Annotated in this window: 11 protein-coding genes; 5 read left to right on the forward strand and 6 right to left on the reverse strand. The window is 36.5% G+C overall.

The genetic code is table 11. The features are described 5' to 3' along the window. Positions 1–155: 155 nt before the first annotated feature. The 6 genes from qoxD to ACP3VS_RS04750 all read right to left on the reverse strand — a co-directional run bounded on the left by qoxD (position 156) and on the right by ACP3VS_RS04750 (position 6,309). Complete coding sequence (qoxD, locus tag ACP3VS_RS04725; protein ID WP_012295499.1) at positions 156–437, reverse strand: cytochrome aa3 quinol oxidase subunit IV; 282 nt, start codon at positions 435–437, stop codon at positions 156–158. Then, a complete protein-coding gene (qoxC, locus tag ACP3VS_RS04730; protein ID WP_012295498.1) occupies positions 437–1,036 on the reverse strand; it encodes a cytochrome aa3 quinol oxidase subunit III in 600 nt (199 codons plus the stop codon). Before qoxC ends, qoxD begins: the two co-directional genes overlap by 1 nt. Position 1,037: 1 nt before the next feature. Further along, positions 1,038–2,981 carry a cytochrome aa3 quinol oxidase subunit I gene (gene qoxB, locus ACP3VS_RS04735; RefSeq protein WP_031419321.1) on the reverse strand — a complete coding sequence of 648 codons (1,944 nt, stop codon included), beginning with the start codon at positions 2,979–2,981 and terminating at the stop codon, positions 1,038–1,040. A gap of 59 nt (positions 2,982–3,040) precedes the next feature. After that, a complete protein-coding gene (gene qoxA / locus ACP3VS_RS04740) occupies positions 3,041–3,946 on the reverse strand; it encodes a cytochrome aa3 quinol oxidase subunit II (RefSeq protein ID WP_012295495.1) in 906 nt (301 codons plus the stop codon). Between the two features lie 818 nt (positions 3,947–4,764). Then, complete coding sequence (locus tag ACP3VS_RS04745; protein ID WP_200990568.1) at positions 4,765–5,607, reverse strand: DUF2785 domain-containing protein; 843 nt, start codon at positions 5,605–5,607, stop codon at positions 4,765–4,767. Between the two features lie 237 nt (positions 5,608–5,844). Further along, entirely contained in the window at positions 5,845–6,309 is a 465-nt protein-coding gene (locus ACP3VS_RS04750) for a hypothetical protein (RefSeq protein ID WP_426388422.1), read from the reverse strand. Positions 6,310–6,522: 213 nt separating this feature from the next. On the opposite strand from ACP3VS_RS04750, the gene ACP3VS_RS04755 reads away from it, so the two are divergent. From ACP3VS_RS04755 to yihA, 5 genes are all read left to right on the forward strand, one after another. Continuing rightward, positions 6,523–7,506: a DUF3196 family protein gene (locus ACP3VS_RS04755; RefSeq protein WP_031419319.1), complete on the forward strand. Its 984-nt coding sequence runs from the start codon at positions 6,523–6,525 to the stop codon at positions 7,504–7,506. 119 nt (positions 7,507–7,625) lie between these two features. After that, positions 7,626–8,915, forward strand: coding sequence for a trigger factor (tig, locus tag ACP3VS_RS04760; RefSeq protein ID WP_012295491.1), 1,290 nt, complete (start codon positions 7,626–7,628; stop codon positions 8,913–8,915). A 513-nt stretch (positions 8,916–9,428) separates the two neighbouring features. Next, positions 9,429–10,700: an ATP-dependent protease ATP-binding subunit ClpX gene (clpX, locus tag ACP3VS_RS04765; protein WP_008180649.1), complete on the forward strand. Its 1,272-nt coding sequence runs from the start codon at positions 9,429–9,431 to the stop codon at positions 10,698–10,700. A 229-nt stretch (positions 10,701–10,929) separates the two neighbouring features. Further along, positions 10,930–13,254, forward strand: a complete 2,325-nt coding sequence (gene lon, locus ACP3VS_RS04770; RefSeq protein WP_197225094.1) for an endopeptidase La — start codon at positions 10,930–10,932, stop codon at positions 13,252–13,254. 4 nt (positions 13,255–13,258) lie between these two features. Beyond that, a complete protein-coding gene (gene yihA, locus ACP3VS_RS04775) occupies positions 13,259–13,840 on the forward strand; it encodes a ribosome biogenesis GTP-binding protein YihA/YsxC (RefSeq protein WP_031419314.1) in 582 nt (193 codons plus the stop codon). Positions 13,841–13,948 lie beyond the last annotated feature (108 nt).

The following is a 13,948-nucleotide window of genomic DNA, read 5'->3' on the forward strand; positions in this document are numbered from 1 at the left end:
TAATAAAACAATAATCTTGCAACAACGACCAGTGACAAGCATGAAAATTATTAAAAAAGCTGTCACTGACCAATCGAATAATGCGAAAGGCCGTGACAGCTTTTAGAGGAGCTTTTCTTCAACAAGCTCGAAAATATCTAAATGAAATTAATTACTTAGTAACCCCAGATCATGGCGAACAATGTACCAATGATTGTTACAACACCTACAAATACTGAATATAAAATCGTTGTATATAACGTTTTCTTATCTTCAGATTCACCGATGTGCATAAATAACACTAATTGTACAGTTGCTTGTGCAAGGGCAGTGACAAGTAAAATAGCGAATGCCATTTTATAACTCATATCAAAGGTTACAACGGCTAAAGCGACAAGTGTCAGTAATAGTGAGAAGCCGAAGCCCATGACATGTTGTTTTGGGAATAATTCCTTCATCAGCTAATCAGTCCTTTCAAATAGACGAAGCTGAAGATGAAAATCCAAACAACGTCTAGGAAATGCCAGTACAATGAGAAGATAAACGCTTTGTTCGCTGTTTGTGGATTTAAACCACGTTTAGCTACTTGGATAATGATAGCTAGTCCCCAGAAGAAACCAAATGTTACGTGGGCACCGTGTGTTCCAAGTAAAGTCATTAATGATGACAAGAATGCGCTTGTTTGAATTGTCGCACCTTCATGTACATAAGTGATGAACTCATCAATCTCAATAGCTAAGAAACCTAGTCCAAGTAAAAGGGTAATGATGAAGAAAGTCATCATTGCCTTTTTACGACCAATACGCATTGCATGAACACCCAGACCAATGGTGAAACTACTTGTTAATAATAAGAATGTTTCCCATAGTACTGGTGTTAACTCAAAGATTTCGGCACCATTCGGGCCATTACCTGTCCGTGTGTGAAGTGTGAAATACACAGTAAACAATGTGGCAAATAACACGATCTCGGCGCCAAGGAATATCCAGAAACCAAAGATTTTTAGGCGATTTTCCTCTGTACTATATTCTAATGGAAGTGAAGAATCGATTTTCATATTATTTATCACCTCTCAAGCTTTTCTCAGTTGCCATAACTTCCTCAACTGAAATATAACGACCATGGTCTTTTTCGAAAGAACGATGGATCATGAAGCCAAATACACCAAGCATACTAATGATGGCTGGAACCCATAGATTAAATACAGCGAAGAATGCTGCAAGGAAGAAGAATCCACTCATCCAGAATGGTGTGCCTGTATTATTTGGCATGTGAATTTTTTCAATTTTACCTGCTGTAATATCGCGACCTTCTTTTTTCGCGAACCAGAACTCATCTAAGCGAGTAACAGTTGGAACTACTGCAAAGTTGTATTCTGGTACTGGAGAATGAGTAGCCCATTCAAGTGTACGACCATCCCATACATCTGCCTTTTCATTGCGAGGCATATGTTTCCAGCTGTAGTAGATATTATAAACGATCAACGCAAAGCCGACTGCAAGTCCTAAAGCACCAACGAATGATAACATGTTCAATGGTCCATAGCCTGTTGATTCTGAGTAAGTGTACATACGACGAGCATAGCCATCTAAACCTAAAATGAATAATGGGAAGAATGTTACATTGAAGCTGATTGCAATAAACCAGAACGCAGTTTTCCCTAATTTTTCATTTAAACGGAAACCGAACATTTTTGGCCACCAGTAGTGATAACCTGCAAGTACACCGAATACTGTACCTGGAATTAAAACGTAGTGGAAGTGGGCAACTAGGAACATCGTATTATGATATTGATAGTCAGCACTTGCCATCGCTAACATTACCCCTGTAACCCCACCAATTGTGAAGATTGGAATAAAGCCAAGTGCATAAAGCATCGGTGTTGTAAATTGAATTTTCCCGTGCCTCATCGTCAGTAGCCAGTTAAATATTTTAACACCAGTAGGAACGGCGATTGCCATTGTCGTAATAGAGAATACGCTGTTTACCATTACCCCGTGACCCATTGTATAGAAGTGGTGAGCCCAAACTAAGAATGATAGTAAAGAAATGACAACCATACTCATAACCATTGATTTATAACCATACAAGTTTTTACGTGCAAATGTTGCAATGATTTCTGAGAAAATACCGAAAGCAGGTAGAATAACGATATAAACTTCAGGATGTCCCCAAACCCAGAATAGGTTGGCCCAAAGCATATCCATACCGCCGTCTTGCATAGCAAAGAATTTTGTACCGAATTGACGGTCTAACATCATAAGAGCAAGCGCTACAGTTAATACTGGGAATGCGAATACAATAATTACGTTTGTAATTAAAATCGACCACGTAAACATTGGCATTTTCATTAATTTCATACCAGGTGCACGCATTTTAATAATGGTCGTGATGAAGTTAACACCTGTCATCAATGTACCAATACCTGATAATTGAAGTGCTAAAGAATAATAGTTATTCCCTACAGTCGGACTAAAATCCGTACTTGCAAGTGGGAAGTAGGCTGTCCAACCAGCATCTGGCGAACCACCGATAATGAATGATAAGTTTAATAAACCCGCACCTGCTGCAAATAACCAAAAGCTGACAGCATTTAGACGTGGGAAAGCAACGTCACGTGCACCGATTTGAAGGGGGATGACAATGTTCATTAAACCAATAACAAATGGCATAGCCATAAATAAAATCATTAATAAACCGTGTGTTGTAAAAATCTCATTATAATGTTGTGCATCAAGAAGTCCGTTATCCGGAACTGCTGTTTGTGCACGCATTAACAGTGCATCGATACCACCGCGGAATAGCATTAATAATGCTACAGCGATATACATAATCCCGATTTTTTTATGGTCAACAGTTGATAGCCAGTTTTTGTAGAAATAGCCCCATTTTTTGAAATAAGTAAGGCCAGCTACGATAACGACTGCTCCAACTACGATACTAATAGCTGCCGCTAAAATCATCGGTTCTTGCATTGGATGGAATAATTCTTCCATACTCATTGGATGCGCTCCTTTCAAAATTAAAAATTAATATTCTACTCGTTCAAGTTAAATGTAAATTAATGACCTGAATGTTCATTATTCATATCTTCTTCAGACATGTCACCATGATCCATGTCACCCATTTTCATGTTTTTACCATGTTCCATTGGGGCAGGGCTGAATTCTAAGTGTGTAGATGAGAAGCTTTGGCGACCAACATGCTCAGCCTTTAAAAGCTCATCAAATTTTTCTTCTGTTAATGGTTTTTCTTTTGCTTTAACATCAGCTACCCATTTGTCGAAGTCTTCTTGTGTCATAGATTGTGCTTCAAATTCCATTTCTGCAAATCCGCGTCCATTGAAGTTAGAGTTACGTCCCATGAATGAACCCACCTCATCTGCAGCAAGGTGAATGGTTGTTAACATATCACTCATGGCATATTTTTGACCTGCTAATTGAGGAATCCAGAAACTTGTGATCGGACCAAATGAGTATAATTTAAACTCAATTGGACGATCCACTGGAATGTTGACATAGTTAACTGTTTCAACACCTTCTTCAGGGTAACTAAAATGCCATTTCCAGTTTGATGATGAAGCATAAATTACTAAAGGTTCTTTATCGTCATATCCTGCTGGCTGAGCCTCTACAGTAGATGTTGTTCTTACAGTTACAACGGCCAAGAATGCAACAATAATAATTGGAATTACTGTCCATGTGATTTCTAGAAGATGGCTACCCTCTTCATGAGGTGGCTCATAATCAGCAGCTGTTTTAGATGCACGATATTTAGTTAGCATAAAGGCTAAAAGCACATACACGACTAGTAATATAAAGGCCATTGTAATAATGGATAAAATAATTGTGTTTGATAATGTTTCGGCATTTGGCCCTTTAGGATTGAACACTGTTAATGGCTCACATCCAGAAAGAAGTGCAAGAGCACCCAATGCTACAAACATTAAACTTAATTTTTTCTTCATGTTTGACTCCTTTCTATAGAACGGCTATTCATAAAATTCATGTGTTTTTTGTCAGTTCACATTTATAAATAGTGGATACTGAGGTCACCTCTTTTATCTTGGCGTACCAATCAACAACTTAAGAATTTACAATGGCATGGTTCAATATGAAACATAAATCTTGAAGTTGATTGGTCTAATGCAAGCGTTAGCAAAATCAATGATTTGTGCAATCGTTTCACATACGTACATGTCTATAACGATTGTCACATCTTGTCGTTGTTTGCACATTGGATTATACGCCCTGTTTTTAAGAAAAAACATAATTTTGTTATGAAAAAGATAGTAAAGATACATTGAATTTGAACATTTTTTGAACAAAAATCGTTATTTTAGTATTGGTATTTTAAGGTTTTGTTCATTAAACACTGTGGAAACGTTGAAAACACTGGATTCTTCATGTTTAACTAAGTAAATAGTTTTTTTTATGAAAAATTGCATTTCACATTTTGGACGCTGTTTTGTAATAAAATCAGTATCTCATCGGGCATAATAATGTTTTTTATTTGCCTTTTTTATATAAAAGGAGTAGCTAAAGAGTCTTTGTATGGAAACATTAGGATGAACTATCAATGAAAGGAATGATTGAAAAGGGAATAAATGGGGAGTGTTATTAATTATGTTAATATAACAAATAGTTTTCTTGATTATACATAAATTTACATATTCATATTCTGTTTGAAAAACAAAAAGCAAACTAAGAAAAGTCTTAGTTTGCTAGTATGGTAGAAATTTTTCATGTTTTTGAGAAAGAAACGTATTGAATCAGCATTTTTTAGTCAGTCACCAAGCTTTAGCCATTTGGCTACTTGTCCATAAATTGTATTTTGTAATTGAGGGGCTTTATTATTCATTTTTAAAGAAAAATATAAAGTCTTCATGAAGTTTAATGTACAAGTACGCCCACTAAAAAAGCTTTCGTTATAACCTTGAGTCATTAAATGCATTTCAAATTTGTCAAAGGCTTGTTCAACAAATTCAATCAAAGCTTCCTCCGAGTAATTTTGTTGTAATAAAGCATCTACGATGTTAATTAATCGCTCTTCTTCATCGTTAACATAGACTGTACCTTTCCAAGTGGCAAGCTTTAGTGCATGTAAAATGGACGGAGCATATTGCAAATCGAATTTTGGGTGTTTAATGGTCATGGCGGCTAAATCAGCTCCATGTGAAATACTATGTGCCCATCCTTTATCCTGTACGTAACCTCTTGTATCTTGCTCTAATAATAGATAACGTCCAATTTTTTTAAAAAACGGTTGCAACTCATCGTCCTTTAAAACAAGCATCTCGGCATCCTTTGCAAGCAAACCTGCAATAAGCAATGCAGAGAATGACCTAGTAAAGACACTGTCTGTTGGCGCTTCTCCGATATGTAAATATAAGGAGTTATCACTAGTTGCTGTTTCAAATAAAAATTGTAATTGTTGTGTGCTTAATAAATTATCACTCAGTAAATTAATAAACGTACGATAAATTAAATGATCGCGCAATTCAGCATCAGTTGAGCCAATATGAATCATCATTTCCTGTAAGAGCCATTCTCCTTTGTCCTTCATCATTGCCTGACGTTCATGCAGTGTCATGGTAGAAAAAGATTGTAGTGTTTCTTTTAAATTCATATTTAAATGTGCCTCCATCATAAGGATTGTTCTATTATTATAGCTCTTTTTTTAAGCAAATCGACCAATTTGCAATCCTGATGGACGGTAAGTATACAAATACTTTAATGTTGAGAGTTGCTATAATATTATTTCCAGAAGCTATAGAAAGTTGTTATGATAGAAACGCAACAAAATGGAAATGCTTAAATAGGAGTAACAAAAAAAGACATACCGATGAAGTATGTCTATCTCTACCTATATTATGGCGGCTGACTTTATACCGATTGGCCACTCAATCAGTGAGTGTTGGTTTGTCTTCAGCTCAACGAGAATATTGGTATTTTTTATAGCATCAATAAGCCATTCACTGTAATGACGATTCGGCTCAGGATGTTGTAAAATTTGATGCATATCTTTTTTGTCAACATGTAACAGTTTGTCATTACATTCAATATTTACTCTTTGAGGAATTATAGAAAGAGTTTCATTTTGATGTCCAATTGCAATAGAACCGGGGATTGTTCCAAGAATACGTAAAAGATAAGTGCTAGCCTCTTGCGTGTAAACATCAATTTTTGTACGTGTTAAAAATTCAAATTCAATCGGACTATCTTGAGTAGGTCCGTCCGCTGTAGAAAATGAAATGACTTTAATCGATAATGCCTCGAATGCAGGTGAGATACAATGGTCAAATTCTGTGATTGTATCTAGTAATTGCATGTATTCCACTCCTTGTTAAGAACTTGATTTTCTGGATGCAGACAACCGTGTAGAAAGTCTGCAAGTTGTAATAGATTTTCGACTAATGTAATTATAATACATTTTATTACAAAATATGAATGTAAAAACAATTATTTTTGTAAAAAATAAGAAACTTGTGGATATTTTTAGTAAATAATTGAAAAGAAAAATAGAACGGAGGAGGTGAGGGGAATGACAAAACGTAAGCGTCATGTCATTAAACATGACAATATTGTTGTTTTTCCAGGAGCTGTCCAAACATTAATACGTGAAGGGCATATGTTTGCAGAAAATTATCAATATGAGAAAGCTATTGCAAGTTTTGAAAAGGCCTTTATATATGAAACGGGTGATGAATTTGCACTTAGTGCTTATGCCTTTGCTCTATACGAGTTAAAGGATTATGACAAAGCGAAAGGTGTTTGTGAACAGCTTTTTGCCATGGGGACAACCATGTATGTGGAAGTCATGGAATTGTACATTACAATTTGTATGCAGCTGAAGGAATACCATCAAGTAGAGACGTTAATCACAACCCTCCTTGAGGAAAGCGTACTGCCAAGTGATCAAGTGGAGAAATTTGAACGATTAAAAAACCTTAATAGAGAAGTATCTAAAAATCTTGAAAAAAAAGAAAATGTGCAACAGTTTATTGAGGAGCAGGAATATGAACTAGAAAAATTCAGTGCACTAACAGCCAATGAGCAATCTATAAAATTACATCGTCTGATGGATACCAATGTAAGGCAATTAAAAACGGCATTGCAAGAAATTATTGAAAGTTCGACCGTTCATCCTTTTGTCCAGAGCTTGGCTTTAATCTTATTAGTTGAACAGGAAGTTTCAATGGATATTATGGTTTCGAAATTAGGGCATTCAAAAACGATAAACCCAGCACAACTATCGTTACCTAATCAATTACCACAATATGGTGAAATAAAAAATATAATTGAAGATAAGTTGGCACAAGACCCAACGACGTTAGAAATGGTACAATATTTAATGGCGAAACATGCTATTGTCACATTTCCCTTTGAATGGCATCCTTTTGTGGCAGAGGATGTAGCCTATAGTTATATAGATTTTGTATCATCAATGCTAGGAAATGTGAAAGAAATGGATGATGAAATCGTAGACTTTTTACAAATGTTAGAAAAGCTAACAGAACTACATTAGGCATGAAAAAAGTTGAAACTATACACATCTATGTTATACTAAAATGGTTGTCAAAATCGTAGTTACGAATGAATTGTCTAACATCCTAAACTTGATTATTTATTTGGAGGTATTTATACATGTCAGCAAAATGGGAAAAACAAGAAGGTAATATCGGTACTCTTACAATTGAAGTACCAGCTGCAGAAGTAGATGCAGCAATGGACCAAGCGTTCAAAAAAGTTGTAAAACAAATTAATGTACCAGGTTTCCGTAAAGGTAAAATGCCTCGTAAAATGTTCGAACAACGTTTTGGTATCGAATCTTTATACCAAGATGCATTAGAAATTATCGTTCCTGATTCTTATGCAAAGGCAATCGATGAAGCTGGAATTATGCCAGTTGATTACCCAGAAATCGCAGGTACAGAAAACTTTGTACATGGTCAAGATTTCTCATTCACTGCACAAGTAACAGTTAAACCAGAACCAAAACTAGGTGACTACAAAGGTCTAGAAGTAGCTAAGCTTCCAGTTGAAGTAACTGATGAAGAAGTAGATGCTCAAATTCAAGAGCAATTAGCTCGTAAAGCTGAACTAGAAATTAAAGAAGATGAAGCAATCGTTGAAGGCGATACAGCAGTAATCGATTTCGAAGGTTTCGTAGGTGACGAAGCTTTTGAAGGTGGTAAAGGTGAAGACTATCCACTAGAAATCGGTTCAGGTTCTTTCATTCCTGGTTTTGAAGAGCAATTAACTGGTGTGAAAGCTGGCGAATCTAAAGATGTAGTTGTTACATTCCCAGAAGAATACCATGCGGCTGAATTAGCAGGTAAAGAAGCTACTTTCAAAGTAACAGTGAAAGAAGTTAAAACAAAAGTTCTTCCTGAATTAAATGATGAATTCGCAAAAGAATTAGATTCAGAAGTGGAAAGCGTAGAAGCTTTACGCGCTAAAATTAAAGAACAAACTGCAGCACAAAAGGTAGCTGAATCTGATGCAGCTCTTCGTGATGAGCTAGTAGAAAAAGCTTCTGAAAATGCTGAGTTTGAAGTACCAGCAGGTATGATTAACTCTGAAACTGATCGTATGTTACAAGAGTTTGGCCAACGTCTACAAACACAAGGTATGAACTTAGATTTATACTACCAATTCTCTGGTCAATCAGAAGAAGATTTACGTGGTCAAATGAAAGAAGAAGCAGAAAGCCGTGTACGTGTATCTTTAACACTAGAAGCGATTGCTGAAGCTGAAAAAATTGAAGCAACTGAAGCTGATATTGAAGCAGAATTAGAAAAAATGGCTGCTCAATTCAACATGACTAAAGAGCAAATCACAGGTGCTTTAGGTGGTACGGCAGTACTTGAAAACGACATCAAAATCCAAAAAACAGTTGAGTTTTTAGTAGAAAACGCTAAAATTACTGAATAAGATTTTATGTAATTAGATAGCTAAAAAAAACAAGGTACGGCATTAAACCGTGCCTTGTTTTATCACATCAACTAAAAATCAGTCCCCTTAAAGTTTAGTACGACTCACTTTACACTTCACATACATAGTATTGTTTTTATTTTTACACGAAGCTCATTTAACTTCATTCTGTAAGATCATAAGGACATTAACAATCAACATATCTTCGAATGAACAAAGCCTTTGTAGATGAATGTAGTAGATTTATAAATAAAAAGCTATGTAGCTGATCGAGAAATCAGTAGTTGATGACAGCTTGAATCTTATGTGTCAGTAGTGAAGAACCGAGACCTTAGGTAACGAAAGGTTACGCAAATGGGTTCCTGAAAAATATGCTGCAGACGGCGAAGGAAGTAAACAACATGACGTTATAATCTACTTGCATGAATGCGAAGGCGTGAATGATGCAGACAATTTATTTGATAAAGGTTCAATAATCTTGTAAGATTGTTGCTTGAATAGGGGTGAAACATATTGTTCAAATTTAATGATGAAAAAGGCAATTTAAAATGCTCATTCTGTGGAAAACCACAAGAACAAGTACGTAAATTAGTAGCAGGTCCTGGTGTGTATATTTGTGATGAGTGTATTGAGCTTTGTTCAGAAATCGTTGTTGAGGAACTAGGTGTAGAAGAGGAAATCGAATTTCAAGATATTCCAAAACCAAAAGAGATTCTAACGATTTTAGATGAGTATGTAATTGGACAAGAGCGTGCTAAAAAAGCATTAGCAGTTGCGGTTTATAATCACTATAAACGCATCAATACAAACAGTAAAATTGATGATGTAGAATTGGCAAAATCGAACATTGTGTTAATCGGCCCAACTGGTAGCGGTAAAACTTTATTAGCTCAAACGTTAGCACGTATATTAAATGTTCCATTCGCCATCGCGGATGCTACTTCATTAACTGAAGCAGGATATGTTGGTGAGGACGTTGAAAATATTTTATTAAAGCTAATCCAATCAGCAGATTATGATATCGAACGCGCTGAAAAAGGTATTATCTATATTGATGAAATTGATAAAGTTGCACGTAAGTCAGAAAACCCATCCATTACACGTGATGTTTCTGGCGAAGGTGTTCAACAAGCACTTCTTAAAATTTTAGAAGGAACTGTTGCAAGTGTTCCACCACAAGGTGGCCGAAAACATCCTCATCAAGAGTTTTTACAAATCGATACAACCAATATTCTATTCATTGTAGGTGGAGCATTCGATGGTATTGAATCCATCATTAAACGTCGCCAAGGTGAAAAAATAATTGGATTTGGATCAGATCCGAATATAGTGGACGTAGATGAAGGTTCTATCATGTCTAAGCTGATTCCTGAGGATTTACTGAAATTTGGTCTAATACCAGAGTTCATTGGTCGATTACCAGTACTAGCTAGCCTAGAGCAATTAAATGAAGCTGCACTTGTACAAATTTTGACGGAGCCTAAAAATGCACTAGCTAAGCAATATCAGAAAATGCTTGAACTAGACGGTGTTGAGCTTGAGTTTGATGAAGGTGCGCTTGCGGAAATTGCGAAGGAAGCAATCGAGCGTAAAACAGGTGCACGTGGTCTTCGTTCAATAATTGAGTCAACGATGCTTGATGTAATGTACGAACTGCCTTCACGTGAAGACGTAAAAAAATGTATCATTACTGCAAAAACAATTACGGATAAAGAAAAACCGAAATTGCTTCTTGAAGATGGCACTGAACTCGATGAAGGTAGCGACACAAAAACTTCAGCATAGCGTATAGAATTGGCTGTCTACCGTTATGAGATAAAGAGTAATTAGCTGACTTCGATTGTGCAATGTTCGCACATATCGACAGTCAGCTTTTTATTCATTCTTACATATTGGCCAACTGACTTGTAGAAATTTTTGGCTCGTTTCAATAACTAGTGTGAATCAGTTTTTTAAACACATACTAGTAGCGCGGGAATTGAACATGAAAATTTTGACGGAGGTGAATACCCGCATGGTAACTATACAAAAAACAACAAATGTACCATTATTACCTTTACGTGGACTTTTAGTATTCCCATCGATGGTGTTACATATTGATGTGGGTAGAAATCGTTCTGTAGCGGCGCTAGAACAGGCAATGTTAGAGGACCAGATGATTTTATTGGTAACACAAAAGGAAATGCACGATGAACAGCCAGAAGAACAAGATTTATATGCGATTGGTACAATGGCTTATGTCAAACAAATGTTAAAATTACCAAATGGTACGTTGCGAATTTTAGTTGAAGGAGTTGCGCGTGCTTCTTGGAAAAACTATCATGCGCTAGAAAATTATACATTGGTTGATATTGATGTAAAAGAGGATTTGTTGGATAAGGATGTGGAAACGCAAGCTTTAATGCGTACACTCTTAACGTATTTTGAAAAATATGCCAAATCTTCTAATAAAATAACAACCGAAACCATCAACACTGTTGCAGATATTGAGGAACCTGGACGTTTAGCAGATATTATTGCATCACATTTGCCTTTTAAAATTGCAGATAAGCAAGAAGTATTGGAAATGCTAAATGTAAAAAAACGACTAGATCACTTAATTATTCGTTTGCATGATGAGCAAGAAGTACTCGATCTGGAAAAGAAGATTAATTCAAAAGTAAAGCAATCGATGGAGCGCACGCAAAAAGAGTACTATTTACGTGAACAGATGAAGGCTATCCAAACAGAGCTTGGCGATCGTGAAGGAAAAACGGGTGAAGTAGCCGAGTTACGAAAATCCATTGATGAGTCTGGGATGCCAGAGTCGACAAAAGAAGTGGCACTAAAAGAATTAGATAGATATGAAAAAATTCCAAGTGCTAGTGCCGAGAGTGGCGTTATCCGAAATTACATCGATTGGCTCATTTCATTACCTTGGACAAATGCAACTGAGGATCGTATGAGTATCGATCATGCTGAGAACATTTTGAATCGTGATCATGCTGGCTTAGAAAAAGTTAAAGAAAGGGTTCTTGAATATTTAGCTGTACGTCAGTTGAAAAATTCACTTCGTGGCCCAATACTTTGCTTAGCGGGACCACCAGGGGTGGGGAAAACTTCATTAGCTCGCTCCATCGCGGAAAGCTTAGATCGTAAATTTATTCGTATTTCATTAGGTGGGGTTCGTGATGAATCTGAAATTCGTGGGCACCGTCGTACGTATGTCGGGGCTATGCCAGGTCGTATTATCCAAGGAATGAAAAAGGCTGGTACCATTAACCCGGTATTTTTATTAGATGAAATTGATAAAATGTCTAATGACTTCAGAGGAGATCCTGCAGCAGCAATGCTAGAAGTTTTAGACCCTGCGCAAAACAATACATTTAGTGATCACTATATCGAGGAAACATATGATTTATCTAATGTCCTATTTATTGCCACTGCCAATGATTTAAGTAGTATTCCAGGGCCATTGTTAGATCGTATGGAAGTAATTTCTATAGCGGGCTATACAGAAATTGAAAAAGCGCAAATTACAAATAATCATTTAATTCCTAAGCAATTGAAAGAACACGGTTTGAAAAAGACACAAGTTGTTATTAAAGATGAAGCAGTAATTGATATAATACGTTATTATACACGTGAGGCTGGGGTACGTGGTTTAGAACGTCAAATTGCTACGCTATGTCGTAAAATTGCCAAAATAATTGTCTCTGGTGAGAAAAAACGAGTGACGGTTAGCTCAAAATCCTTACAAGAATTGCTTGGTAAACACCGTTTCCGTTATGGACAGGCTGAAAAGGAAAATCAAGTAGGGGTTGCAACTGGTCTTGCTTACACAACAGTTGGTGGCGACACGTTACAAATTGAAGTATCCTTAACCCCTGGAAAAGGCAAATTGCAACTAACAGGTAAGCTGGGAGATGTCATGAAGGAATCAGCTCAAACTGCTTTATCCTATGTTCGAACAAAAATGGAGCAGCTTCAAGTAGATCCAGAATATTTTGATACACATGATATTCATATTCATGTTCCAGAAGGTGCTGTCCCTAAAGATGGACCATCTGCAGGTATTACAATGGCAACAGCCATTGTCTCTGCAATTCTTAACCGACCGATTCGCAGGGAAGTAGGGATGACAGGCGAGATCACATTACGTGGTCGAGTACTGCCTATAGGTGGTTTGAAAGAAAAAACATTAAGTGCTCATCGTGCAGGATTAACGACTATTATTTGTCCAAAGGATAATGAACGCGATATAGAAGATATTCCTGACAGTGTCCGTGAGCAACTTACATTTAAACTAGTGTCATCGGCAGATGAAGTATTAGCCTATGCACTGGACGGAGGTATTTAGAAAAATGAAAGTCCATAATGTCGAAATGGTCATTAGTGCGGTAAGACCAGACCAATATCCAGAAGATGGACTGCCAGAATTTGCATTAGCTGGTCGTTCAAATGTAGGGAAATCTTCCTTCATTAATCGAATGATCGGACGTAAAGCTTTAGCGCGTATTTCGTCAAAACCAGGTAAGACACAAACACTTAACTTCTATAAAATCGAAGAACAATTATTTTTTGTAGACGTTCCAGGTTATGGTTATGCTAAGGTTTCGAAATCAGAGCGTGAAGCGTGGGGAAAAATGATTGAGCGTTACTTTACAGGGCGCCAAGAATTAAAAGCAGTTGTACAAATTGTTGATTTGCGTCATCCTCCAACGGCAGATGATCGCATGATGTATGATTTTTTAAAGCATTATAATATTCCTTGCATTGTGATTGCAACAAAGGCAGATAAAATTCCAAAAGGTAAATGGGATAAGCATAAAAAAATTGTCAAAGAGACATTGGAGATGGAAAAAAATGATCCACTTATTGTCTTTTCTTCAGAATCAGGCCTTGGTTTTGAAGAGGCTTGGCGAACTATCGAAAATAGAATGTAAAAAAAAGCATCTATTGGTTCTATTGATTAGGACTGTAGATGCTTTTTATTTTTGTATAAGGTATGGAGAGAAAGTTGGAGAATATACTTGAGAAATTAAATATTTGAC

The sequence above is a fragment of the Lysinibacillus sp. VIII_CA genome (assembly GCF_049943995.1).
In the GTDB taxonomy this organism is placed as follows: domain Bacteria; phylum Bacillota; class Bacilli; order Bacillales_A; family Planococcaceae; genus Lysinibacillus; species Lysinibacillus pinottii.

Excerpts from the sequence above, each read along its gene's own strand:
- tig (WP_012295491.1), top strand. The coding sequence starts at position 7,626 with ATGTCAGCAAAATGGGAAAAACAAGAAGGTAATATCGGTACTCTTACA.
- yihA (WP_031419314.1), top strand. The coding sequence starts at position 13,259 with ATGAAAGTCCATAATGTCGAAATGGTCATTAGTGCGGTAAGACCAGAC.
- qoxA (WP_012295495.1), bottom strand. The coding sequence starts at position 3,946 with ATGAAGAAAAAATTAAGTTTAATGTTTGTAGCATTGGGTGCTCTTGCA.
- ACP3VS_RS04750 (WP_426388422.1), bottom strand. The coding sequence starts at position 6,309 with ATGCAATTACTAGATACAATCACAGAATTTGACCATTGTATCTCACCT.
- ACP3VS_RS04745 (WP_200990568.1), bottom strand. The coding sequence starts at position 5,607 with ATGAATTTAAAAGAAACACTACAATCTTTTTCTACCATGACACTGCAT.
- qoxD (WP_012295499.1), bottom strand. The coding sequence starts at position 437 with ATGAAGGAATTATTCCCAAAACAACATGTCATGGGCTTCGGCTTCTCA.
- qoxC (WP_012295498.1), bottom strand. The coding sequence starts at position 1,036 with ATGAAAATCGATTCTTCACTTCCATTAGAATATAGTACAGAGGAAAAT.
- qoxB (WP_031419321.1), bottom strand. The coding sequence starts at position 2,981 with ATGAGTATGGAAGAATTATTCCATCCAATGCAAGAACCGATGATTTTA.
- lon (WP_197225094.1), top strand. The coding sequence starts at position 10,930 with ATGGTAACTATACAAAAAACAACAAATGTACCATTATTACCTTTACGT.
- ACP3VS_RS04755 (WP_031419319.1), top strand. The coding sequence starts at position 6,523 with ATGACAAAACGTAAGCGTCATGTCATTAAACATGACAATATTGTTGTT.